General features: G+C 34.3%; 20 protein-coding genes. 12 read left to right on the forward strand and 8 right to left on the reverse strand.

Translation table 11 applies throughout. The features are described from left to right. Positions 1 to 13 precede the first annotated feature (13 nt). The 4 genes from ACF3NF_RS04740 to ACF3NF_RS04755 are packed head-to-tail and all read left to right on the forward strand — an operon-like array spanning position 14 to position 3,989. Positions 14 to 934, forward strand: a complete 921-nt coding sequence (locus ACF3NF_RS04740) for an ABC transporter permease (protein ID WP_394022397.1) — start codon at positions 14 to 16, stop codon at positions 932 to 934. 3 nt (positions 935 to 937) lie between these two features. Then, complete coding sequence (locus ACF3NF_RS04745; RefSeq protein ID WP_394022398.1) at positions 938 to 1,876, forward strand: ABC transporter permease; 939 nt, start codon at positions 938 to 940, stop codon at positions 1,874 to 1,876. A gap of 6 nt (positions 1,877 to 1,882) precedes the next feature. Further along, positions 1,883 to 2,890 carry an ABC transporter ATP-binding protein gene (locus ACF3NF_RS04750; RefSeq protein WP_394022399.1) on the forward strand — a complete coding sequence of 336 codons (1,008 nt, stop codon included), beginning with the start codon at positions 1,883 to 1,885 and terminating at the stop codon, positions 2,888 to 2,890. Next, positions 2,877 to 3,989: an ABC transporter ATP-binding protein gene (locus tag ACF3NF_RS04755; RefSeq protein ID WP_394022400.1), complete on the forward strand. Its 1,113-nt coding sequence runs from the start codon at positions 2,877 to 2,879 to the stop codon at positions 3,987 to 3,989. The genes ACF3NF_RS04750 and ACF3NF_RS04755 overlap by 14 nt, the downstream gene beginning before the upstream one ends. Before the next feature lie 143 nt (positions 3,990 to 4,132). Here the strand turns inward: ACF3NF_RS04755 and ACF3NF_RS04760 are convergent, their stop codons facing one another. After that, positions 4,133 to 5,806: an FAD-dependent oxidoreductase gene (locus ACF3NF_RS04760; protein WP_394022401.1), complete on the reverse strand. Its 1,674-nt coding sequence runs from the start codon at positions 5,804 to 5,806 to the stop codon at positions 4,133 to 4,135. A gap of 333 nt (positions 5,807 to 6,139) precedes the next feature. Between ACF3NF_RS04760 and thrS the strand changes: the two genes are divergently transcribed. From thrS to ACF3NF_RS04775, 3 genes are all read left to right on the forward strand, one after another. Then, positions 6,140 to 8,062: a threonine--tRNA ligase gene (thrS, locus tag ACF3NF_RS04765; protein WP_394022402.1), complete on the forward strand. Its 1,923-nt coding sequence runs from the start codon at positions 6,140 to 6,142 to the stop codon at positions 8,060 to 8,062. A 139-nt stretch (positions 8,063 to 8,201) separates the two neighbouring features. After that, positions 8,202 to 9,584: an MATE family efflux transporter gene (locus tag ACF3NF_RS04770; RefSeq protein WP_394022403.1), complete on the forward strand. Its 1,383-nt coding sequence runs from the start codon at positions 8,202 to 8,204 to the stop codon at positions 9,582 to 9,584. Positions 9,585 to 9,676: 92 nt separating this feature from the next. Then, complete coding sequence (locus tag ACF3NF_RS04775; RefSeq protein WP_394022404.1) at positions 9,677 to 9,817, forward strand: hypothetical protein; 141 nt, start codon at positions 9,677 to 9,679, stop codon at positions 9,815 to 9,817. Here ACF3NF_RS04775 and ACF3NF_RS04780 read toward each other — a convergent pair. After that, positions 9,784 to 11,739: a DUF2075 domain-containing protein gene (locus ACF3NF_RS04780; RefSeq protein WP_394022405.1), complete on the reverse strand. Its 1,956-nt coding sequence runs from the start codon at positions 11,737 to 11,739 to the stop codon at positions 9,784 to 9,786. The genes ACF3NF_RS04775 and ACF3NF_RS04780 overlap by 34 nt on opposite strands. Before the next feature lie 156 nt (positions 11,740 to 11,895). Between ACF3NF_RS04780 and ACF3NF_RS04785 the strand changes: the two genes are divergently transcribed. Then, the gene (locus ACF3NF_RS04785) at positions 11,896 to 12,084 is read left to right on the forward strand and encodes a hypothetical protein (RefSeq protein ID WP_394022406.1); all 189 of its coding nucleotides are present in this window, start codon (positions 11,896 to 11,898) and stop codon (positions 12,082 to 12,084) included. A 27-nt stretch (positions 12,085 to 12,111) separates the two neighbouring features. Here the strand turns inward: ACF3NF_RS04785 and ACF3NF_RS04790 are convergent, their stop codons facing one another. From ACF3NF_RS04790 to ACF3NF_RS04800, 3 genes are all read right to left on the reverse strand, one after another. Continuing rightward, positions 12,112 to 13,035, reverse strand: a complete 924-nt coding sequence (locus ACF3NF_RS04790) for a DUF7916 family protein (protein ID WP_394022407.1) — start codon at positions 13,033 to 13,035, stop codon at positions 12,112 to 12,114. A gap of 412 nt (positions 13,036 to 13,447) precedes the next feature. Further along, positions 13,448 to 15,004 carry an N-acetylglucosamine-specific PTS transporter subunit IIBC gene (nagE, locus tag ACF3NF_RS04795; RefSeq protein ID WP_394022408.1) on the reverse strand — a complete coding sequence of 519 codons (1,557 nt, stop codon included), beginning with the start codon at positions 15,002 to 15,004 and terminating at the stop codon, positions 13,448 to 13,450. A gap of 108 nt (positions 15,005 to 15,112) precedes the next feature. After that, entirely contained in the window at positions 15,113 to 15,976 is an 864-nt protein-coding gene (locus tag ACF3NF_RS04800; RefSeq protein WP_394022409.1) for a hypothetical protein, read from the reverse strand. A 67-nt stretch (positions 15,977 to 16,043) separates the two neighbouring features. Here ACF3NF_RS04800 and ACF3NF_RS04805 point away from each other — a divergent pair, with 67 nt between their 5' ends. From ACF3NF_RS04805 to ACF3NF_RS04815, 3 genes are all read left to right on the forward strand, one after another. Further along, the gene (locus ACF3NF_RS04805) at positions 16,044 to 16,715 is read left to right on the forward strand and encodes a hypothetical protein (RefSeq protein ID WP_394022410.1); all 672 of its coding nucleotides are present in this window, start codon (positions 16,044 to 16,046) and stop codon (positions 16,713 to 16,715) included. Between the two features lie 79 nt (positions 16,716 to 16,794). Beyond that, positions 16,795 to 17,721 (forward strand): CPBP family intramembrane glutamic endopeptidase, encoded by a 927-nt coding sequence (locus ACF3NF_RS04810; RefSeq protein ID WP_394022411.1) that lies wholly within the window; start codon positions 16,795 to 16,797, stop codon positions 17,719 to 17,721. 320 nt (positions 17,722 to 18,041) lie between these two features. Then, positions 18,042 to 19,016, forward strand: coding sequence for a CPBP family intramembrane glutamic endopeptidase (locus ACF3NF_RS04815; RefSeq protein ID WP_394022412.1), 975 nt, complete (start codon positions 18,042 to 18,044; stop codon positions 19,014 to 19,016). Positions 19,017 to 19,092: 76 nt separating this feature from the next. Here ACF3NF_RS04815 and uraA read toward each other — a convergent pair whose 3' ends face one another. Continuing rightward, the gene (gene uraA, locus ACF3NF_RS04820) at positions 19,093 to 20,361 is read right to left on the reverse strand and encodes a uracil permease (protein ID WP_394022413.1); all 1,269 of its coding nucleotides are present in this window, start codon (positions 20,359 to 20,361) and stop codon (positions 19,093 to 19,095) included. Positions 20,362 to 20,501: 140 nt separating this feature from the next. Here uraA and ACF3NF_RS04825 point away from each other — a divergent pair, with 140 nt between their 5' ends. Beyond that, positions 20,502 to 21,728 (forward strand): dicarboxylate/amino acid:cation symporter, encoded by a 1,227-nt coding sequence (locus tag ACF3NF_RS04825; RefSeq protein ID WP_394022414.1) that lies wholly within the window; start codon positions 20,502 to 20,504, stop codon positions 21,726 to 21,728. Positions 21,729 to 21,764: 36 nt separating this feature from the next. Here the strand turns inward: ACF3NF_RS04825 and ACF3NF_RS04830 are convergent, their stop codons facing one another. Both ACF3NF_RS04830 and ACF3NF_RS04835 read right to left on the reverse strand, forming a co-directional pair. Next, positions 21,765 to 22,667 carry a lactate/malate family dehydrogenase gene (locus tag ACF3NF_RS04830; protein WP_394022415.1) on the reverse strand — a complete coding sequence of 301 codons (903 nt, stop codon included), beginning with the start codon at positions 22,665 to 22,667 and terminating at the stop codon, positions 21,765 to 21,767. A 97-nt stretch (positions 22,668 to 22,764) separates the two neighbouring features. Next, positions 22,765 to 24,048, reverse strand: a complete 1,284-nt coding sequence (locus ACF3NF_RS04835; protein WP_394022416.1) for a glucose-6-phosphate isomerase — start codon at positions 24,046 to 24,048, stop codon at positions 22,765 to 22,767. Between the last annotated feature and the right edge of the window lie 174 nt (positions 24,049 to 24,222).

The raw sequence follows: 24,222 nt of genomic DNA on the forward strand, positions 1-24,222 counted from the left end.
GAAAGGATTAAGAATGAAAAAATTTATAGCAAAGAGATTATTACTATCCTTAATTACTATGTGGATAATAATCACTGTTACTTTTTTAATGATGCACGCTGTTCCCGGCGATCCTTTTTCTAAAGAAGGGAGGGTAAGCCCAGCGGTTTATGAATCATTAAACAGAAAATACGGACTTGATAAGCCCTTAAACGAACAGTATATAACATATTTAAAAAATGTTAGTAAGGGTGACTTAGGGGATTCAATGTATTCTAATTCTGAAAGTGTAAATCAAATGATAAAAAGAGGGGCACCAGTATCAGCTTTATTGGGGCTTGAGGCTTTTATAATTGCTATGATTTTAGGTCCAATCCTTGGATCAATTGCAGCCATATATCAAAATAAGGTCCCAGATTATATAATGATGATTATAGCCTTAATAGGTATTTCTGTTCCAAGTTTTATACTAGCAACTCTTTTTATAAAATTTATAGCCCAAAAATACGGATACTTCCCAATAGGAGGCTGGGGAACATTTAGACACACAGTTTTACCAGCGCTGGCTCTTTCTTTTATGCCAATGGCCTCAAGTGCAAGACTTATGCGTTCATCAATGCTTGAAATCCTTGGACAAGATTACATAAAAACAGCTAAATCAAAAGGTATAAGTCGTTTTAGAGTTATTATGAATCATGCAGTAAGAAACGCAATCCTACCTATTGTATCAACCATGGGAACAACCCTTGCAGGTCTTATAACAGGATCATTTGTAATTGAAAAAATTTTTGGTATCCCAGGTCTTGGAGCATTTTTTGTAACATCAATTGGTAACCGTGATTATACACTGATAATGGGAACTACAATTTTTTATTCGTTTATACTAATAATATTGCTTTTATTAGTTGATATTCTTTATGGAATTATAGATCCTAGAATAGATATAGCGAGGTAGAAAATGCAAGAACAATTAAAAATCACACCGGAATCTTTTAGACCGGCAAAAAAAAGTAAAGATAATGAAAAGATCACCCGCCCAACTATTGGATATTGGTCAGATGTTTTTAGAAGATTAAGGCAAAATAAACTTGCCATGCTGGGTTTATTTATAATTATTATTTTACTGATAATGTCATTTGTAGGCCCTCTTCTAACAAAATTAGACTATGCTGAGCAAAATTTTTTAAAGATAAATACCCTACCAGATAATGAAAATCGGTTTGGTACTGACGAACTTGGCCGAGATTTATTTACCCGTATATGCTATGGTATCAGATATTCATTATTGATAGGAATTTTAGCAGCTCTTTTAGACTTTATAATAGGCGTAAGCTATGGAGGCATAGCTGGGATGGCAAGCCACAGAGTTGATAGCATAATGATGCGTATAGCTGAAATTGTTTATTCTATACCTTATATGTTAATTGTAATTTTAATTTCAGTTACATTCTCCTCCCAACAAGGAGCATCGCTATTAACCTTAGTTATTGCAATGAGCATTACCGGATGGGTGCCAATGGCGCTGTTGGTGCGTGGACAAGTTTTGCAACTTAAGCAAACAGAATATGCCCTAGCATCAAGATCACTTGGCGCATCACCATCATATATACTAAAAAAACATATTTTACCAAATACCCTTGGGCCAATACTTGTAAACCTAACATTAACCATACCACGCGCAATTTTTTCTGAGGCGACATTGTCATTTTTAAGTCTAGGTTTGCAACCTCCACAACCATCATTGGGAGTTTTGGCAAATGACGGTCTTGCTGTTATGGGCATAGATTTATATTATCAAATATTTTTCCCAGCCCTAATTATATCCTTAATTATGTTTGCCTTTAACGTTCTGGGAGATGGCTTACGTGATGCACTTGACCCAAGACTTAGAAAGTAGGCAAAAATGGAAAATTTATTAGAAGTTAAAAATTTAAGGGTCTCATTTAAGACATTTTTTGGTGAAGTAGAAGCAGTCCGCAATATTTCATACAATGTTAAAAAAGGAAAAACCCTAGCCATAGTAGGTGAATCAGGATGTGGTAAAAGCGTTTCTGCAAATGCAATTATGCAATTGTTGCCAAATCCACCTGTCCTTTATAAGGGCGGTCAGATAAATTTTAAGGGAGAAAATCTATTAGCAAAGTCAGAAAAAGAAATGGTTGGCATCCGTGGCAACGAAATATCAATGGTCTTTCAAGATCCTATGACAAGTCTAAATCCAACCATGAAAATTGGAGACCAAATAGTTGAAGGCCTAAAAAGACATAAAAAGATTTCAAACAAAGAGGCTAAGCAAATAGCAATAGAAATGCTAAAAAAAGTAAGTGTGCCACAACCAGAAAAAAGAATTAACCAATATCCGCACGAATTTTCTGGGGGTATGAGGCAAAGGGTAATGATTGCAATAGCAATGGTGGCAAATCCAGATTTGCTAATAGCAGATGAGCCAACCACAGCCCTAGATGTAACTGTGCAGGCCCAAATACTAGACCTTATGAAAGAAATCCAAAAAGAAAGAGAAAATTCAATTATAATCATAACCCATGACTTAGGGGTAGTGGCAGACATGGCAGATGATATTATTGTTATGTATGCTGGTCAAATAATTGAAGAGGGGCCAGTTGATAAGATTTTTAACAACCCAAGCCATCCCTACACCCAAAAGCTATTAGCAGCTGTGCCAAAGCTAAATATGGATAGAAAAGAAACTTTAAATGCTATCGAAGGCACACCACCAGACTTATATCTGCCACCAAAAGGATGCGCATTTTTTGATAGGTGTGATCAGGCAATGGTAGTTTGCGAAAATAATATGCCAGATTTTTATGATATTGAGGCTAATCATTGCAGCAGATGTTTTAAAAACCACCCATCTTACTTAGAAATGAGGGAGTCAAATGGCAATAAATAATGAAAACAAAAGAGTAGTTAGAGAAAGTGAAAATTTAACCATTATCCAAAACTCTAATGAAAAGGATGAAAATCAAGCCGAATTGTTAGAAGTTAATTCAAATGATAAGCAAAAATTAAAAGACATTTACAGCAAAGCTCCCCTCCTAGAAGTAAATAATCTTAGCAAATTTTTCAAGGTTGATAGGGGTTTGCTCCATGCAGTAGATGGCCTAAATTTTGAAATCTACCCTGGAGAAACATTTGGTCTGGTAGGTGAATCTGGGTGTGGAAAATCTACAGCAGGCCGCACAATTCTTAGACTCTATGAGCCAACTGGTGGAGAGGTTAAATTTGAAGGGGTCAATATCTATGGCCTAAATTCCAAAGAAATGAAACAAATGCGCCAAAAAATGCAAATGATATTTCAAGATCCATATGCGTCACTTGATTCGCGTATGACTGTTGAAAATATCATAGCTGAGCCCCTTGATATATATGGCATAGGCACAAAAAAAGAAAGGCATGATAGGGTAATAAAATTATTAAATATGGTTGGACTTTCCAGCGAACACGCCCAAAGATTTCCCCATGAATTTTCAGGAGGTCAACGCCAAAGAATCGGTATTGCCCGTGCCCTAGCCTTAAAACCAGATTTTATAGTATGTGATGAACCTATATCAGCCTTAGACGTGTCAATCCAAGCACAAGTTATAAATCTCCTTAAAAAACTACAAAATGAATTGGGCCTAACTTTACTATTTATAGCCCATGACCTATCAATGGTTCGTTACATTTCAGATAGAGTTGGAGTGATGTATCTAGGGCGCATGATGGAACTTGCATCTTCAGATGACCTGTATGAAAATCCCCTACATCCCTATACCAAAGCATTATTATCCGCTATACCAATAGCAGATCCAGATGTGCAAAAAAATAAAGAAATTATAAAATTAGAGGGAGATGTACCAAGCCCTATAAATATTGGTAGTGGTTGTAGGTTTGTAGATAGGTGCCCATATGCAATAGAAAAATGTTCGAAAAATGACATACCAATCGAAGAAATAAAGGAAAATCACTTTGTAGCTTGCATTAGAGCTAGAGAAATAAATAATATTTGAATTTTTAAGACAAAACCCTTAATCCGAACATAGATTAAGGGTTTTTATATACCTAACAAAGAAAAAATATTAATTACGACAAAAGTTGAAAATTTATATATTTAGAAATTATGGAATTTTCTAAAGTAGAACTTTTAAAAATTTTACTTATTTTCTCCCTCACAAAGCATGCCAAGTTTGAAATACTCATCATACTTTCTAAAGTACAGCAAGCCACCATCTAACATATAGATATTTTCAAATCCTATATTATTTAGCATTTTTATCATATTTGAACTTTGAACTCCTGTTTCATCGTAAAATAAAACTTTTTTGTCTTTTGGGATTTTCTCATAGTCCTCTCTTAGTTTTTTGCCCTCAATTAGCCTTGCTCCCTTGATGTGACATTCTTCATATGCTGCTTGGTTGCGGATGTCCACTATGTCATATTCGTCTTTTGTATTACAAAAATCAGAAAATTTTACATGTGGGAGGCGACCCTTGCAAATATTAATGGCTTGGCTTGCAATTACGTTATTTATATCCTCAGTTGTGGAATAGTAAGGTTGGTAGCCTAATTCTAGATTGTACAAATCAGAAATTGTTCCGCCCATTTTTATCAGTGTACCAATCACATCTATTCTTTTATCTACCACACCCCTTCCTAGGGCTTGGGCCCCATATATTTTGCCGCTTTTCTTTTCAAAAAGTAATTTCATATATACCATTTCTGAGCTTGGCATAATGCCGACCTTATCAGAATGAGAAATCAATGTAACATCATAATCATAGCCTAGTTTTTGGAGTGATTTTTCATTTAGACCAGTCATGCCAATATTTAAATCAAAAGATTTTATCAAAAATGTGCCAATATATTTGAGCGGCTCGTCATCATTTCCTAGCAAATGATTTGCTAAAAATTTCGCCTGCCTATGGGCTGGCCAAGCTAGTTTTAGATTTTGTTTCTCATTGCTTATAAAATTTGTAATATCAATGGCATCGCCAATGGCATAAATATTTGGATCGGTGGTTTGATAGTTGTCATTAGTTACAATTGAGCCTTTTTCTGTGATTTCCAAACCTGCGTCTACTGCTAATTTGTTGTTTGCAGCCATACCCAGGGCAAGGATTACCATATCAGCCTTAACTTTTTTGCCAGAAGCAAAAACTACTTCATCATCACGGATTTCTACTAATTCTTTTTCGCGGATAATATTTACTCCATTTTCCCTAATATTTTCATCAATGAAGGCTGTCAGTTCATCATCTATCATAGATAGAATTTTGCTGCGGGCAAAGATAGAAACATTGGTATCTTCTAGTTCCTTTAAGGCATGGGCTGCTTCTACTGCTATAAATCCCCCGCCGGCTATAAAAATATTTTTGGCATTATGGTCTTCATAATAGCTTCTGATATTTTCTACATCAACTACATTGCGTATAGAAAATACATGGTCCTTATCAGTTCCTTTTATGGATTTTGGAATGTTTGGATGGGCTCCAGGTGCTAGAACTAGATAGTCATAACTTTCATTAAATTCTTCACCACATCTCTTATCCAAAACTGTGACGTATTTTTCCTGACGGTTGATGGATATTACTTCGTGGTAGTTGTAGGCATCGATATTATAACCTTTTTTAAACTTATCACTGTCCCTGTGGACTAAAAGTCTGCTATCTTTAATTTCGTATGATAAGTAATAGGGAAGCTCGCAATTGCCAAAACTCATGTCCCTATCTTTTTCAAACATTACTATTTCAACGTTTTCATCCAAGCGGCGCAGGGATGCTGCAAATGTGGCACCAGCCGCCACCGCTCCTACTATTACTACTTTCATATGTATATCCTTTGCTTTTTTCTATTTCCCAAGACTTTTTAAATATTTACCCAAATTCCATTTGCAAAAATAATTTATCGTGGTAAACTAAAAATATAAATAATAACTATGACAGGAAAAGTAGTAATTATGAGTATCCACAGAGAAGGGCCGTTGCTGAGAGGTCTTATACGAGTTTTTATGAAAAACCACCCTGGAGTTTTTTAAGAGATTAAAACGTTGGTCGCGTTAAGACTTTAAATGAGCACAAAATTAGGTGGAACCACGGAATCAACCCGTCCTTTTATCGGCAACGATAAGGGCGGTTTTTTTGTGGCAAAAAAAGGAGAAATTATGATTAAAATTACATTACCTGATAATTCGGTAAGAGAGTATGAAGCTGGCTTAAGCGTTGGCCAAGTTACAAAGGATATTTCTGAAGGACTTCACAGACAAGCCCTTGGAGCAGTTGTAAATGGCGTAACACGCGGATATATGGAGCCTATCAATGAAGATAGTGACTTTAGAGTTGTAAAATTTGATGATCCAGAAGGCAAAGAAATATTTTGGCATACATCAAGCCATGTAATGGCTGCAGCTATACAAGCTTTATGGCCAGATACCAAATTTGCCATCGGACCAGCTATTAATGATGGTTTCTACTATGATATGGAACTAGACCACAGATTTGTCCCAGAAGATTTTGCAAAAATTGAGAAAAAAATGCTAGAAATAGCCAAAGCTGACCACAAAATGGAAAGAATCGAAATTTCCCGTGATGAGGCTTTAAAAATGTTTGAAGAAATGGGCCAAGATTACAAAATCGAACTAATCAATGACCTGCCAGAAGATGAGCTAATCACTCTTTACAAAATGGGAGATGCCTTTGTAGACCTTTGCCGTGGACCTCACCTTGAATCTACAAAAAAAATCAAGGCAGTAAAATTAAAAACAATAGCTGGTGCATATTGGAGAGGTGATTCTGACCGTCAAATGCTTCAAAGACTTTATGGTATTTCATTTGAAAAAGCTAAACAACTTGAAGAGTGGGAAGAATTGCAAAAAGAAATCGAACGCCGTGACCACAGAAAAATCGGTAAAGAAATGGATTTATTTGCTTTCCATGAAGAAGGACCAGGATTCCCATTCTTCCATCCAAATGGCATGATCTTAATGAACGAACTTCTTGACTGGTGGAGAGGTGTCCTAGAAGAACGTGGATATGGTGAAATCAAAACTCCACTTATTATGAATGAAGAATTATGGCACAGATCAGGCCACTGGGACCATTACAAAGAAAATATGTACTTCACACAAATAGATGAAGAAGATTATGCAATCAAACCAATGAACTGCCCAGGATCAGTACTAACTTATGCATCAAACCAACACTCTTATAGAGACCTACCAATTAGACTTGCAGAATTTGGCCAAGTACACAGACACGAGCTATCAGGTACCCTACACGGACTATTTAGAGTAAGAACTTTTACCCAAGATGATGCCCACGTTTATTGTTTGCCAAGCCAAATCAAAGATGAAGTTTACAAAATGATAGACCTAGCGGACCTATTATACTCAACATTTGGTTTTAAATATTCACTAGAATTATCAACAAGACCAGATGACTTTATGGGAGATATAAAAGATTGGGACTTTGCAGAAGAACAATTAAAGGCAGCCTTAGAAGAACGTGGCATGGACTATGAACTAAACCCTGGTGATGGGGCATTTTATGGACCAAAAATCGACTTCCATTTAGAAGATGCAGCTAAAAGAACATGGCAATGTGGTACTATCCAATTAGACTTCCAACTACCACAAAACTTTGATTTGACATACATTGATGAAAATGGGGAAAAACAAAGACCAGTTATGCTACACAGAGCATTATTAGGATCAGTAGAAAGATTTATCGGTGTACTTACAGAACACTTTGCAGGTAGATTCCCTTTATGGTTAAACCCAGAACAAGTAGTAATCATCCCAGTATCAGACAAATTCTTAGATACAGCTAACGATTTAAAATCAAAAATCAAAGACGCAGGTTTTAGAGTATCAGTAGATGAAAGAAGCGAGGGTGTAGGATATAAAATCAGACAAGCCCAATTAATGCGTGCAAATTACATGCTAGTAGTTGGTGAAAAAGAAGAAGAATCAAAACTACTTACAGTTAGAAACAGAGATGGTGAAGAAACACCAGAAGTTTCATTAGAAAACTTAATCGAAAAATTAAGTGAAGAAAGAGATAGCAAATCAGTAAATCCTGCTTTCTAAGCAAAAAATTATGAAAAAAAGTCTGGGAAAACATTCCTAGGCTTTTTTACTTTACCTAGCCACTATTGACATAAATTTGCAAGTCGGGTTTACTGTATAAGCTTAAATATAATGTATAATTATTTTTTAGGGAGATTTTATGGAAGAAATACAGATAACAGAAAATAAACTAGGAACATTACCAATTGATAAACTATTGATAGAAATGGCAATACCAATGGTAATATCAATGCTAGTCCAATCAATCTATAACATAGTAGACTCAATGTTTGTGGCAAGAGTATCAGAAGATGCACTGACAGCGGTTTCAATAGCCTTTCCAGTGCAAAATATATTGATAGCCTTTGGAGTAGGCATCGGTGTAGGTTCATCGGCACTCTTATCCAGATTTTTGGGAGAGAATAACCGCGACAGAGTAGGATCAGTAGCAATACATGGTGTAGTAATATCTGCAATCACTTATATAGCATTTGCCATTATTGGTATATTATTTACCAATTCCTTTGCCAATGCCCAAGGTCAAAATGCTGCAGTAACAACTTATACAAAAGAATATACCTATATAGTAACCATATTTAGTATGGGGATATTTTTCCAAGTGCTTGCAGAAAAGTTACTCCAAGCAACATCTCTTACTACTTACTCAATGATTACCCAAATATCAGGAGCAGTCATAAATCTAATACTTGACCCAATATTAATTTTTGGGCTCTTTGGATTTCCAAGGCTTGAAGTAAAAGGAGCTGCCATTGCAACAGTGATTGGCCAAATAGGTGGGACCTTGATAGGTTTTTACTTTAACAAAACTAAAAACCACGATATAAAATTTACATCAAAAAAGTTTAAATTTCATGGGGATATAGTAAAACAAATCTTTTGGATAGGATTGCCATCCACAGTAATGACAACCATAGGATCAATAGTAGTATTTGTCCTAAACCTGATATTAAAAGACTTTGGAGCAAGTGCTATAGCAGCCTTTGGGGTAATGTTTAAATTCCAGTCATTTGCCTTCTTGCCAGTATTTGGTATATCAAATGCACTGACAACCATAGTCTCCTATAACTACGGGGCAAGGAAAAAAGAAAGAATCATAGGATCCATAGACTTAGCCATGAAAAGTTCCTTTGTCCTAATGGCTATATCAGTACTGATAATGTGGATATTCCCAAAACAATTATTAGGGTTTTTTAACGCAACAGACTCAATGATAGAAATAGGGGTACCAATGATGAGGATAGTTTCCCTATCATATATCGTAGCAGTCCCATCAATAGTATCAGTAGGAGGAGTTTTCCAATCCCTAGGTAACTGGCAAATAGCAATCCTCCAATCATTCCTACGACAATTGATAATTCTAATTCCAGTATTCTACCTATTAAGCCGCACAGGCGACCTAAACATAGCATGGTGGGCTTTTGTAATAGCAGAATTCCTAGACACCATCCTTTGTATATGGATGCTAAAAAAAGAAATCAGAACAAAAATAGATATCCTAGAAGCACCAAAGACAGTAGCATAGACTACTGTCTTTTTTCTTCGGGAAGATTCTTGGATTTTTTCTATATATAAGTAGTACAATATATTACGTATACGTTATATCAGGAGAGAAGAATGAATATATTACCTTATGACCATACTGATCCAAAATCTATAGAAAATTATGCAAAAAATTTAATAGGTTTAAGTTTTTTTGATGCTTTGAAAAATAACTTTTTATATTATATTTCATCAATTCCTATTGATTTTAGGTAGTTATAAGTAAAGTCATAAAACTCAGGTAGAGCTGTTGGATCTTCTTTATCACCTTCAGGAACAAATATAACGAGCCCTTGTCTAGCCCTTGTTAGAAGAACTCTATAAGCGTTTTTTAAAAATAGTTTATCATCAGTATTATTAATTCTCTTCCAAGTAGTACCGCTAAAATTATATAGACAAAATCCATCTGAAGTCATTCTTAAATCAGCACCCCAACATACAATGGAATAATCTAACTCTAAACCTTGTACATCAAATTCGGTTGCTGTTTCCTCAAGGTAGTATGATGATCTAACATCTTCTTTGTCATTTAAAAACCAAACAACAGGATTTATATCATTTTTAACCCATATTCCATGTTTCCTTAATCGCTTAGATCTAGAACTAGATGTTATCCCAAATCTTTCAGTCCCTTTAGCATTTTCTCTAACCCAATTTTTTGCTTCAAATATATTCCTTGTTAATACTACTGGATATTTATATTTCATGGTTATCAATGTTTCTTTAGCTATATCTGGCTTATAGTCAAGGACTTCTTTAACAAATTTAGAAACATTTTCACTTCTAAAAGATCTTATAGAAGTAGATAGGTGTAAATCATTAACTATATTAACATTCGGGCTTTCGTATAATTTATCGATTTCAAATTCTTTTATATAATCTTTGTTTATAATTTCTTTAGATAGATATATATCCCAATGATTATAGTTATCATTTAAAGCGTCTAGCCATCCAGATATACCTGCAGACTCCCCAGTATGTATTTCTTGACCTCCACCAACTAAACAAATAACTGTTGTCCAATCCTCATGTCTATCCATGATACTAATCAAGAATTCTGGTTCGGATATATCAAATTCTGTGATACCTTTTTTTTCTCTCATATATTTTGATAGCTTTTTTTTATCCCAGGCTCTTTGAGATTCATCAAAAATTGCTATATTTTCATGGGTGGCTTTTTTAGAACTTAAAGCGTCATTTCTAAAGTGATGGATATTTTGTATGAAAGTTTTTGATTTTGTATATCCTTCTTTTTTGCTTGTTTTATGCTTTTTAGCATAATCTCTTGCTAGAGCTTCTTGTAAGACATTTACTAATGGTCCATTGCCAGATAGAAATACTGCAGTATCTCCCTCGCTCATTTGCCTATCTATAGCTATATTTAAACCAGCAAGAGTTTTACCGGCACCAGGAACTCCAGTAATAAAGCATATAGATTTTCTATTATTATTTTTACTATAATTTATAATTCTATTTATTTCTTGAGTAGTCTTTGTAAGATTTATCTTAGAAGCTTCATTATTAGTAATTTCTTTAACGTCGTGATTATTATATAAAGCAATAGCGGCTTCGATAATAGTGGGGGTTGGCCTATAGATAGAGTTAATCCAATCAATGGGATTTAAAGATTCTTCTTTAGTAGAAGATGTTATATTTAGTATGAATCTTTCTAAATCTTCGCCATTTGTTAAGTATGGGGTCATAATGTTGTCTTTAACAAATCCATTATTGTATGATCTATCACTTGCTTTTGTAGATATTAATACAGGGACAATTGTTCTATTATGACTTGAGTGATGAAAATAACTTAAATCAAGTCCGTAGTCTACAACTTGATCTAGATCACTTTTTTTATATTCCGATTCTCCTACTTTAAATTCAAAAATAAAAATTATACCCTTGTATATAAAGACATTATCTATTCTGGAGCCTATTCTGGGTACAGTGTACTCAAATATTATGTATCCATCTTTAAAATTACTTAACTGTTCCTTAAGTATTTGAATTTGCTTAATCCAGGTATTTTTCTGTAGGTCTCCAGCTGAAAATTCATCATTTTTTGTTATTTGACCAAAAATTTCATCATTACTTGTTTTAATAAACTCACTTACAGTATTACTGTAATATTCACGATTCATATTTATCTCCTTTTAAAAATTTAAATATTTAACTTAATTAGATCATATAAAATCTAATTGATCAAATATTATCAATAAGATAAATTTAAAAATTATATTGAGATAATTTATACAATATGTTAAGATCGATCACGAAAAAAATATTAGGAGATACTTATGAAAATATTGTATGATAGGATTGAAATAAGACTGCGTGAGTTTGAAATAAGTGATGATGATTTTGAGAAAAGATATAATTCGGATGTTAATTTAGCAATAGAAGAATTTGATGAAAGACATCCTGAAGTGTATGGAAATGATAATATTTTTGATGTTAAGTTTGAAAATATTGAAGTAGAGTATTAAAAAAAGACAGCATATAGCTGTCTTTTCTTATTCATTCCTCCTAATTGAAGAACTCATTTGGTATATTTGCCATCTTACTCCTCTAATGGCAACTCCCATGGTATAAATATTTTCTGGTAATGATATACCGTTCATTGCGTCTCCTATGTGTTGGAGGTGGGCGCCGCTTGATTTTGCTGCTAGGGCTATTTGTCTGATGGTGTCTTTGTCGGCGGTTTCTTGGCTGGTGCCTATGGCTGACATGATTAGGACTTTTTTGTCTATTTCTTTGTCTTTGTTGTAGGATCTGATATAGTCTGCTATTTCTCTTAGGTCATTTTCGTTAAAGTGTGGGATGGTGTATGGGGCTGGGACTAGGAGGATGTCACATCCTGCATTTACAAATTCTTTGGCAATTTCTAAGTTCATTACGACCCCATCTGTGCCTGCTGCGTGCATTTTGCCGGCTATGATTAGACCACTAAAGTTTTCTTTGGCTTCTTTGATTGCTTTTAGTATTGCTTTATTGGTTACTCCTGTGGCTGGATTTCCTGTTAGGCAAATCAAATCTAGGCCATAATCGTTTGCTTTTTTGTAGTTTTCAATGCTTGCCTTGCGGCCTTTGGCTATTTCTTCCTTGCCTTGGGTCATATTTGCACCCTCATCTACTGGTTCTAGATTGACCCCTATTGGTCTTGAGGTGGCTTTTTTTAGCCAACCTATGTGATCTACCTCTGATTCTGGCACTCCTTCTATTTTTGGATTGTCTAAGTCGAGGACGTTTAATAACAAGATGTCGGCACCAAAGGCCTTTTCTATTTCTGCATTTGTAAGGCCATTTACATAGGGCTCGAAGGTGACTACTGATTCTGAAACTATAACCCTGCCTTCGCTTGCAAGAATTGCTTGTTTTAGTTCTAGGGGAGTCGCATTTAAAAAGTCTGCCCCTTGGAAGTTTAATAATCTTTTCATTTTTTCTCCTTTTTAGGTATTTTACCCATAAGCTGGGATAAAATAATATTGAAAAGTCACAAATTGTGACATATAATATATGTAAGAGAAGCCACCTCTATCAAAGCCCTTGGCAACAAGGATGAGAATCGAAACAGAGTATACACTCACAAAAAAAGACAGTAGCTGCAACTACTGTCTTTTTGTTTTACTTGCATTTTTGGTCTAAAATTTGTTCTATTAAAACTAATATTAAGCCAACCAGCAAGGGAAAAATAAAATTTTCCATTATGAATCGAAACATTTCTAAAACTCACACCTCCTTTCACCTCTTAGGTTAGAGGCTTTTTATTATAACACATTGCTTGTTACTTATATCCCACAAAAAAATCAGCAAGCAAATAGCCTGCTGATTTGTCTTTTATTTCCGATTTTATTTACCTAATAATTTTACAAATTCATCATGTACTGCTTGAACTTGTGGGCCTATTATTACTTGGACTGCTTTTGGACCTGGTTTGATTAGTCCTGCAACTCCAGCTGCTTTGATTTTTTCTTCATCTACCTTTGCTGGGTCATTTACTGTTAGACGTAATCTTGTTGTACAATAGCTTGTTGTATCAACGTTTTCTGGGCCGCCTAGTCCTTCTAGGATTTCTCTTGCTGTATCAGCGTATGAACCTGATACTGTTGCTTGTTGCTCTCTTCTTTCTTCAGCTTCTGATTTATCAGCTGTTGACACTCTACCTTGATCTTCTGTTTCTATCACTCTTGAGTCATTTGTTTTTTGAGATTTTGGTGTTCTACCTGGTGTAGCTATATCCCAAGCATCGATTAATGCTCTAAAGATTAGATAATATATGGCAAAGAATACTAGACCCATGATTATTAGGATTAGCATATTATTTCTCATTGGGTTTTGTGATGATAGGAAGAAGTCTATCAGACCTGCTGAGAATCCAAATCCTGCAAATGCTTGTAATTTTGCTGCTAGGAATACTGAAATACCTGTAAACACTGCGTGTACAAAGTATAGTTGTGGAGCTGCGAACATAAATGCAAATTCTAGTGGTTCTGTAACCCCTGTTAGGAATGATGCTAGGGCACCTGCTATCATAAGAGCCTTGATAGTTTTTTTGTTTTTTTCATCTGCTCTTTGAGCCATAGCTAGGGCTGCACCTGGCAGACCAAACATCATAATTGGGAAGAAACCAGCTTGGTACATACCTGGGTGGTAGGTTGCTGTGATTGTATCTTGTGCGTTGTTTAGGAAGTTTGGAATATCATTTACTCCTACAAGGTCAAACCAGAATACTTGGTTTAAAGCGTGGTGGAGTCCTGTTGGAATCAGTAATCTATTTGCAAAGCCGTAGATACCTGCACCTGCTGCACCTAGCCCTAGTAAAAATTCACCAAATGTTGCTAGAGCTGAGTAAATAACTGGCCATAAGAACATTAGAATAAGTGAGCAAATTAGAGCATAAACTGAAGCAATAATTGGCACAAGTCTTCTACCTGAGAAGAATGCTAAGAAGTCTGGTAATCTTGTTTCGTGGAATCTGTCATAGGCCTTACCACCTAAGATACCTGATAAGATACCGATTAATACGTTACCATTGCCGATTTTGCTAAAAGCTGAAAATTGGAAAGGATCGGCTGCTTGCCAAGCTTCCAAATCTAGACTTCTTAGTTGGGCAACTGTAGCAGGTGATAACATTTTTGAAAGAGTCAAAAATGCAACAAGACCAGCTAAAGCACTTGCTCCGTGGTTTTCTTTGGCAATACCAAAGGCAACACCAACTGCAAATAGGATACCTAGGTTATCTAAGATTGCACCACCAGCAGAAATTAAAAATGCTGCTATAGGTGATGATGCACCCCATCCATCTGGGTCAATTAAGTAACCAAGTCCTAGTAGCAAGGCCGCTAAAGGCATAACCGCAACCGGTTGCATTAGGGATTGGCCTAATCTTTGTAGTTTTTCTTTCATAAACTACCCTCCTTAAATAATATTTATAATACAAAATGATAAACAAAATCGTTTACATATTTATCTTATCATAATTTACTTAATATGAAAATGTTTTTTTCGAGCCTATTAGTGGATTCCTATCAAAAGATAATCCAAAAATTTGGCTCTAATCTTGTATAAAAGTTCAGCTAGGATAAAGACAGATAAGACTCCTATGATTGTAATCACAAGGGGACTAGCATCTACTAGGCTTTTTATCAATACATAGACAACTTTGTAGGGGAAAAGATAGGCAAAAAATAAGTACCTTTGCTTGTTTACTCCTTGGACATCCGGGCTTTGCTTTAGAATAAGGTAGGTTAAAATTATCATTGATAGGTAAAAACCTGGGTAATAATTTAAGTACATATAAAGGTAGATTTCCCCTGCAAATAGTAAAATAGCTGGAACAAAGAGGAAATTATTAAATTTCATTGCTTGTTTTAGCCTAGATCCCATCATATAAAAGAAAAAATAAAGTAAAAGGTCATTGTAATAAAAATCAAAAGGCAAAAAGTTGGTATTTTGCATTACATAGTAGAGTATAAGGGCAAATATTCCCACTCCCAGACTTCCATTTGCACCAATGATGCGGGATAGGATAATTTCAACTATAAAAAAGCAAAAAACTACAAATATTACATCATATAAATTTGTAATTACATAAACGAGGTCATTTATCCTTTGTTTTTCAAATGTTAGCTTAAAGCCACGCATAAAAAATATCAAAAAACCACTATATAAAATTAAGGGTATGGCCATCAAAAATACTTTTTTGCTCTCCATAAAGGAAATTAAATATGCCAAATAGCCTATCAAATAAGCATTGATAAGCAAAAGCAAAACGTTAGCATTTACACCTATATTTGCCCCTAAAAATGGCAAGAAAAATGAAAATACTAATAATATTAAAGCTATTAAATCCATTAAATTAATCTTAAAACTTTTCATAATCTTATCTTATCATATTTATTAAAAATGTATAATAGATGGTATAATGAATCTTAAAGAGGAAATTATGGCAAAAAAAGCAAAAAAAGCACAAAGAAATATTCATAGAAAACCAAACAAACGCCGCCTTTTCATATTTCCCTATGTGATTATGGCCCTGCTAATAATAGGCATACCTTTTGGTATTTACCAGTTTTATATATCAAATGTAAATAGGACTTTGGATGGTCTAGAGATGGCCATACAAACTTATGACATAGAATATATGGAAAATAACACTGAAAGGTTACCCATAATCCTTGATGTCTTGAGGACTTCCTATTCTGATGATGGAACTAAGCAGGAAGAGTTTTACGAAAATAATTTTAAAAATCTAGAAATCCAGGTAGAAAGTGTTGAAAAACAAAACCGTGGCAAGGAAGTAAAATTAAAAATATCCAATGTAAATTACATAGATGTCTATGACAAAGTAGATGATAGTGAAGATGATCAAAAAATCCACAGCGACTATATGGCAGCCCTTGCTGATCCTAACCAGGAAAGAAATACCAGAGAAGCTACAATATTTCTAAATCGCAAGCTAAATGGCTATGAAATTAACGAATCCCGTGATTTTATAAATGCAATATTAGGTGGGGCCTTGGAATATGCACAGGGGTCTGAAAAAACAAATGACACTGATAATACAAGCGCACCCGAAGATACTGATAGCATAGATGATGCAATAAATAATGATTAACACGGAAAAATCCGTGTTTTTTATTGAATAAAAATAAAATATAGTTATAATTAAAGTATAAAATTTAACGGAGAATGAAATGTTTGAAGACAATCTAACGATTAGGGAGACTAAGAGAGTTCAAAAACACAGGAATGCAGTCATCCTAGTGGTAGTTTTGATAATGCTTACAATATTGCCAAAACTATTCTTGGGAGGTGTATTTTTTCCTAGTCTTTTAAATAACATAGATGCCTATAAAAATCTTATGCCAGCGGATAAGATGATTTTGGGCCTACTATATGGGACGGTTTTATCCACTGTCTTAATTTACATATTTGCAAAAAAATATCTAAATCACAATGATTTTTCTATGGGCCTAAAAAACCCAGATAGGATCAAGAATTATTTTAAGGGTGCAATATTTGGTTTTGCTTTAATTACAGGAGTTTTTTTGCAGCTTAAAATCAGAAATTTAGCAGATATTAGCCCAAATTATCAAAATGTAAATCCAGGGATATTCCTTATTTTTTTTATTGGTTGGGTTTTGCAAGGATTTAGCGAAGAATTGATGGCAAGATCTGTGATTATGAATTATTTTGCAGCAGAAAATGGCGTAAAACTAGCAATTATAGCCAATAGCCTTATTTTTTCTATAATGCACCTTGGAAATGATGGTTTTGGAGTATTTCCTTTTATAAATATTTTCCTGATGGGGGTCATATTTTCCCTAATGTTTTATGTTTCAGATGACATATTTTTCCCAGCAGCAGCCCATACTTTTTGGAACTTTGCCCAAGGAAATATATATGGCATCAATGTCTCAGGCATCAGCCAATCAAATATAAGCCTTTTAAAAACCCAACTTGTCGGCAATCAATTCCTAACAGGAGGAGCCTTTGGAGTAGAAGGCGGATTTTTGACATTTTGGATGGAAGCGATAATAGTTGGCATTTTGCTAACAGCAGCCAAAAATAAATCAAATGAAGAAGAGAATAAGTCAAAATACAAAAAAACTGGTTTATAGAAAAAATCAATTAAAGTTTAGGCGGTTTACCGTCTGAGAGTGTAGACAAACTCCAAAAACGCTCATCGAGCTACAGAAATTGATAAATTCATAATTTTAAAATTTAAAATCGCAAACTCGCTAACGCTCAAACAGTGCGATTTTTATAAGATTTCTTCAATTTGAATTTATTGCAAAATCTTGCCTATGAATCGCTTTCTTTTTGAGTTTTCTACTTTGTCATCATTCTGAGGCGGTTTTCCGCCTTATTTTTTAAAAAAATTTTTTAATTTTCTATTAATTATGGGTAATTTATTAATAACAAATAAGGAGGAAATTTTATGCTTCATGATAACTATTCAATAAGAGAGACTAAGAGAACAATGAAAGCTAAAAACCCTATAATTACTGTTCTTTTACTGCTTTTATTCATGCTATTACCTATGTTAATAGTTGGTGTTATTTCAGGTTTGGCCATTGGCTTTTCTAATCCAAGTATAACGAAAGATCCACAATCTATGATGAATTATTTCAACTCCATAGATAGCGAATATAGGTTATTGGGAATGCTGTATTTAACTATTTTAGTGAGTATTTCTGTCTATATTTTTGCAAAGAAAATTCAAAAAAGAAATAAAGAATCTCTGGGTCTTACTAGCCCAAATAAATTCAAAAACTACATAAAAGGATTATTGCTTGGCATAGGAATGATTGGTGGGGTTATTCTAATACTAAAAATTTTGGGACTTATTGAAATAAAGTCAAATATTGCCAATATTTCTCCAATTATTTATCTTTTTATAATAATAGGCTGGATGTTCCAAGGCTTTGAAGAAGAACTAGTGACAAGGTCTATTTTGATGAATTTTTTTGCTGCTAAATATAGCCCTTTGGTCGGTATAATATCAAACGCTCTGATATTTTCCCTCTTGCACTTGGCTAATAATTCTTTTGGCTTGTTGGCTGCCATTAATATTTTTATAATTGGGATACTATTTTCCCTATTATTTTATGTATCAGATGACATAATGCTTTCGGCTGCAGCCCATAGCTTTTGGAATTTTGCCCAAGGTAATATTTTTGGTATTTCAGTAAGTGGCATGCCCACTAGCAAAAATACTATTTTCATCTCTAAGTTATTAGGAAATCCAAGTTTAACTGGTGGAGCATTTGGTATTGAAGGAGGCTTGGCAACTACGATAGTTTTGACTATAGTAACTATCTATCTAATCAAAAAATCCAAAGAGAAGTCATTAGTCTACAGCAGATATTACAATCAGAATCAAGAAGAAAATTCTTCAGAATTAATAAAATAGACAAAATAATTTATAAAAAATCTAATATATCAAAAATAAAAAGGAGTCTTGTTTTTTACAAGAACTCCTTATTTTTTTATTCTAAGTTTGATAGACCAAATTTTTTGATTAAGTGAATCATTAGTGAAAGTATTACAGCTATTACTGATGATAAAACCATGCCTGATAGCTCTATTGATCCAAATTGGATGGATAAGCCAGAAAGGCCTGCTATAAATATCACGCTTGTTAAGATTAGATTGTCAGACTTTGAGTAGTCGACTTTTTGGTCTACTAATAACCTAATGCCACTTGTGCCAATCATTCCATATAGCAAGAAGGTTACTCCACCGATGGCATTACCTGGGATAGTAGAAATGAGGGCAGATAGGGGTCCTATAAAGGCCATTAGAATAGAAATAACAGCTGCAGTAGCAATTACTTTTACAGAGTAAACTCCAGTTATAGCCATAACTCCGATATTTTCCCCATAGGTTGTAGTTGGTACTCCACCTACTAGACCAGAGATTGCAGTTGATATATTATCTGCAAAAATTGACCTGTGTAGGCCTGGATCTTTTATCAAGTCTTCGCCAATAATGTTGCTGGTAACTACCTGGTGGCTGATATGTTCAGCTGCAATTACCAACAATACTGGCAGCATAGCAAATATTGCCTCAGGAGAAAATTTTGCTAATTGAAAATGAGGAAGGGTAAACAAACTTGCCTCACGGACTGGGCTTAAATCTACTTGACCATTAAAATACGCAACAATATAGCCTACAATAATTGCAATTAAAATTGGAATAGTGGACATAAATCCCTTAAACATGATTGATCCTAAAATAGCAGTCATAAGTGTTACTAAAAATACTAGCCAATCAGCACCTGTGACAGTATCAGTCATTAGATTAGCACCAATTGTTCCACCAGAAACAGTATTTCCTGCTAGCTCAAAACCAATTAAGGCAACAACTGCACCCATGGCAGCAGGTGGCAATACTACATCTATCCAGGATGTGCCAAATCTATAAATTATATAGGAAAGTATGCATCCCAAAAGGCCAACTGCAACAAAGGCACCTTGGGCGTATTCAAATCCCTGCGACTGGATAATAGCAATACCTGGTGCTAAAAAAGCAAAAGATGATCCCAAATATGCTGGAGCCTTGCCCTTAGTTATCAAAATAAAAAGCAAAGTCCCAATACCATTCATCAAAAGCACTATGCCAGGATTGATTCCAAATAAAATTGGCACTAGGACTGATGCACCAAACATGGCAAAAGTGTGTTGCAAACCTAGGGGGAGCAATAGCTTTTTAGGCACATCATCATTTACCTTATAAATTCTCTTATCTTCTTTCATTTAAACCTCCTTATTTTTTCCCAAATCTTCAATATTTTAGAACACTTTAAAAAATTTGTCAAATTTTTTAAAAATTATCTTTACAAAATGGGGGGCAGTGGAGTAAAATATACATAATTTGAAAAGAAAAGGAGAAATATATGGAAAGCTCACCTCGCAAAAAATCACACCTGACCCGCAATATTTTTATTGCCCTTGTTGTTGCAATTGTTTTAGGTTTGCTATTGCAAAATCAAGCAGAAATATTAAATGCTTATGTTAAACCTATTGGGGATATATTCCTAAATTTACTTAAATTTATTGTTACACCTATTGTTTTATTTTCTATTATGGGCGGGATTATCTCTATGAGGGATATAAAAAGAGTTGGTGAAGTTGGTGTTTTTACAATCATCTACTACTTTTTCACAACTTCTTTTGCAATCATAATTGGCCTTGTTTTTGCAAATATTGCCAAAAGATTTTTCCCACTTATAGCTACTACAAATCTTGAATTTGCTCTTGAAAACCAAGTTTCACTTATAGATACTTTGGTAAATATCTTCCCGAAAAACTTCCTAGCACCAATTGTTGAAGCAAATATGCTACAAATTATTGTTATGGCTATTATTATTGGATTTTCAATACTTTTAATTGATAAATCAAAACAAGCTAAGGCAATTGAAGCTATAGAAATAGTAAATGACATAAATATGAAGGCTATGGGACTTATTTTAAAACTATCTCCACTAGGTGTTCTTTGCCTACTAATGCCAGTTATTGCAGAAAATGGTCCTATGATTATCGGATCTCTTGCAAGCGTGCTATTAGTTGCATATATTGCCTACGCCTTCCATGCAGCTGTCATTTACTCATTTACAGTAAAAACTTTTGCTGGTATAAATCCAGTTGAATTTTTTAAGGGTGTAGCTCCTGCAATGATGTTTGCATTTTCATCTGCATCAAGCATGGGAACTTTACCTATAAATATGAAATGCTGTGAAGAATTGGGAGCTGATTCAGATGTGACAAGCTTTGTATTGCCACTTGGGGCAACCATAAATATGGATGGAACTGCTATTTACCAAGGAGTTTGTGCAGTATTTATAGCTTCATGCTATGGTATTGACCTAACACTTGGACAAATTGTTACAATTGTATTAACAGCTACTCTTGCATCAATTGGTACAGCTGGAGTTCCAGGATCTGGAATGATTATGCTTGCCATGGTTTTACAATCTGTTGGTCTTCCTGTAGAAGGTATCGCCCTAGTTGCAGGTATTGATAGAATATTTGATATGGGTAGAACTACATTAAATATTACAGGAGATGCTACAGCAGCTCTTATAAACTCAGCAAGACTAAGAAGAAAAGGTAAAATTGCATAAATTTAGACAAAAAAACAAGCCATCATGGCTTGTTTTTTATTCTGGTCTAATATTTTTAATAGTTTCTACTGAGTGATTCCATTTTTTTGTCTCTTCATCATTTAATTCTAAATGATATTCGCGAATGATTCCTTGTCTGCCAACAACGCATGGGTGGCCAATGTAGCATTGAGCCTCTGACGAATATGAAGAGACTGGAAGGATTGTTTTTGCATCTTTAAATACTGTTTCAACAATTATTGCAGCTGCATTTGCAATTCCGTATGATGTATAGCCCTTGCCTTTAATAATTTCAAAGGCCTTCATTTTGGAAGCTTCTTCTATTTGTTTACAAGTATTTTCATCTAAAATTTTATTTATAGCCTTTGTAGCAATTGAAACCTTTGACCATGCTACAAACTGGCTGTTTCCATGTTCTCCGATTACAAAACCATCTACAGAATCTGGATCAATTCCTATGTATTTTGCAACTGCATTTTTCATCCTTGCTGTATCTAAAATTGTTCCTGTTCCAATTACTCTTTCTTTTGGAAGGCCTGTTAATTTTTGCATATATTCTGCAATTACATCGCATGGATTTGTAATGGAGATAATAATGCCATTAAAACCTGAATCTTTAATAATTGGTGCCCATTCTTCTACACAAGTTTTTGTATATTTGAATTCTTCAAGGCGGTCGCTATTTTTTTGCAAAATTGTAATATCACCTGGGGCAAAAATTATAATGTCACTTTCTGCTAAATCTGACTTTTGGCCTGCAACTAAGCATACATTGCCATTTCTTCTTACAAGGCCATCTCTAAAATCATTTACTTCTGCATTTGCTAATTCATCTTTTTTGTCAAATAGTGCAATTTCATCGCACAGTCTTCTTTCGATTAGGGTGTGGATTGTAGTTGCTCCTACATTTCCTAGACCGATTACTGATATTTTTTTCATTATTCCTTCTTTCCTAATTTAAAGTTTCAATATTATTATAAATCATTTTAGAAAAATTTTCAGCAATAAAAAGAACCCTTGCGGATTCTTTTTAGATTTATTTATTTTCGTAGCCTGGCTTTCCTAAAAGCTTAAACATTTGTGCCTTATATTCTTCAACTCCTGGTTGGTTAAATGGGTTTATGCCCATCATATATCCACTTACACCGACTGTTATTTCAAAAAAGTAGAATAGTTCTGCAAGAGTTTTTGCACTTACATTTTCAATTTTGATACGGATATTTGGCACATTTCCTTTTACATGGGCAATAGTTGTTCCTTCCATGGCTTGGGTGTTTACATAATTCAATGATTTGCCTGCTAAATAGTTTAATCCATCTAGGTTGTCTGCATCTTCTTTTATTTCTATATCTCTGTCATAATTTTCAATTTCTAGGACTGTTTCAAATAGATTTCTTTTTCCATCTTGGATCATTTGTCCTAGAGAGTGGAGGTCTGTTGAGTTATTTACTGAAACTGGGAATAAACCTTGGCCGTCTTTTCCTTCTGATTCTGCAAATAATTGCTTCCACCATTCGGCGATATATTGGAGTTTTGGCTCATAGTTTACTAAAACTTCTATGTCCTTATCATCTTCATAAAGCATATTTCTAATTGCAGCGTATTTTATAGCATCGTTAGTTTCAAAATCTGCTTTTGTATATTTTTCGCGTCCTTGCTCAAATCCTGCCATTAATTCGTCAATATCCACTCCACTTGCAGCTAGTGGTAAAAGTCCTACTGCAGATATAACTGAAAATCTACCACCTATATCATCTGGCACTACAAAAGTTTCATAGTCTTCTTTTGTGGCAAGGTCTTTTAAGGCTCCTTTTTGCCTATCAGTTGTGGCATAGATACGGCCCTTGGCTTCTTCTTTGCCGTATTTTTCTTCCAAGGCTTCTTTTAAAAATCTAAAGGCGATAGCTGGTTCTGTAGTAGTTCCTGATTTTGAGATTACATTTAAAGAGTAGTCTTTATCTTTTAAGTAATCCAAAAGTTCAGCCATATATTGGCCGGATAATTGATGGCCAGCGTAAATTAATTTTACTTTTTTGTTTGAATCAAAATAATTATCAAGGGCAAAGTCGATAGCTTTTATGCCCAAATATGAACCGCCGATACCGATTGATACTAAAATCTCACTGTCAGATTGGATTTTTGCAGCAGCCTTTTTTATTCTTTCAAATTCTTCTTTGTCATAGTCAACAGGTCTATCAATCCATCCCAAAAAGTCTGATCCTTGGCCAGAACCATCCATTAGGATATTAAAGGATTCTAAGGCTTTTTCTTCGTAATTTCCAAGCTTTTCTAGGTTTATATTTGTATAATCAACGCGCATTACATTCCTCCATAAAACTATATTCTTCATTATTATATACCCAGTCTTTAAATTGTTAAATTATTTTTAAACAAAGCTTGTATGCTAATATGTGAAAAGGTTTTTAACTTTATTGACATATATTTTGATAATACCTATAATAGTTGTAAGTTAGGGAAATTTTGCAAAGATTTG

This window comes from Anaerococcus martiniensis, assembly GCF_043187485.1.
Classification (GTDB): Bacteria; Bacillota; Clostridia; order Tissierellales; family Peptoniphilaceae; genus Anaerococcus; species Anaerococcus martiniensis.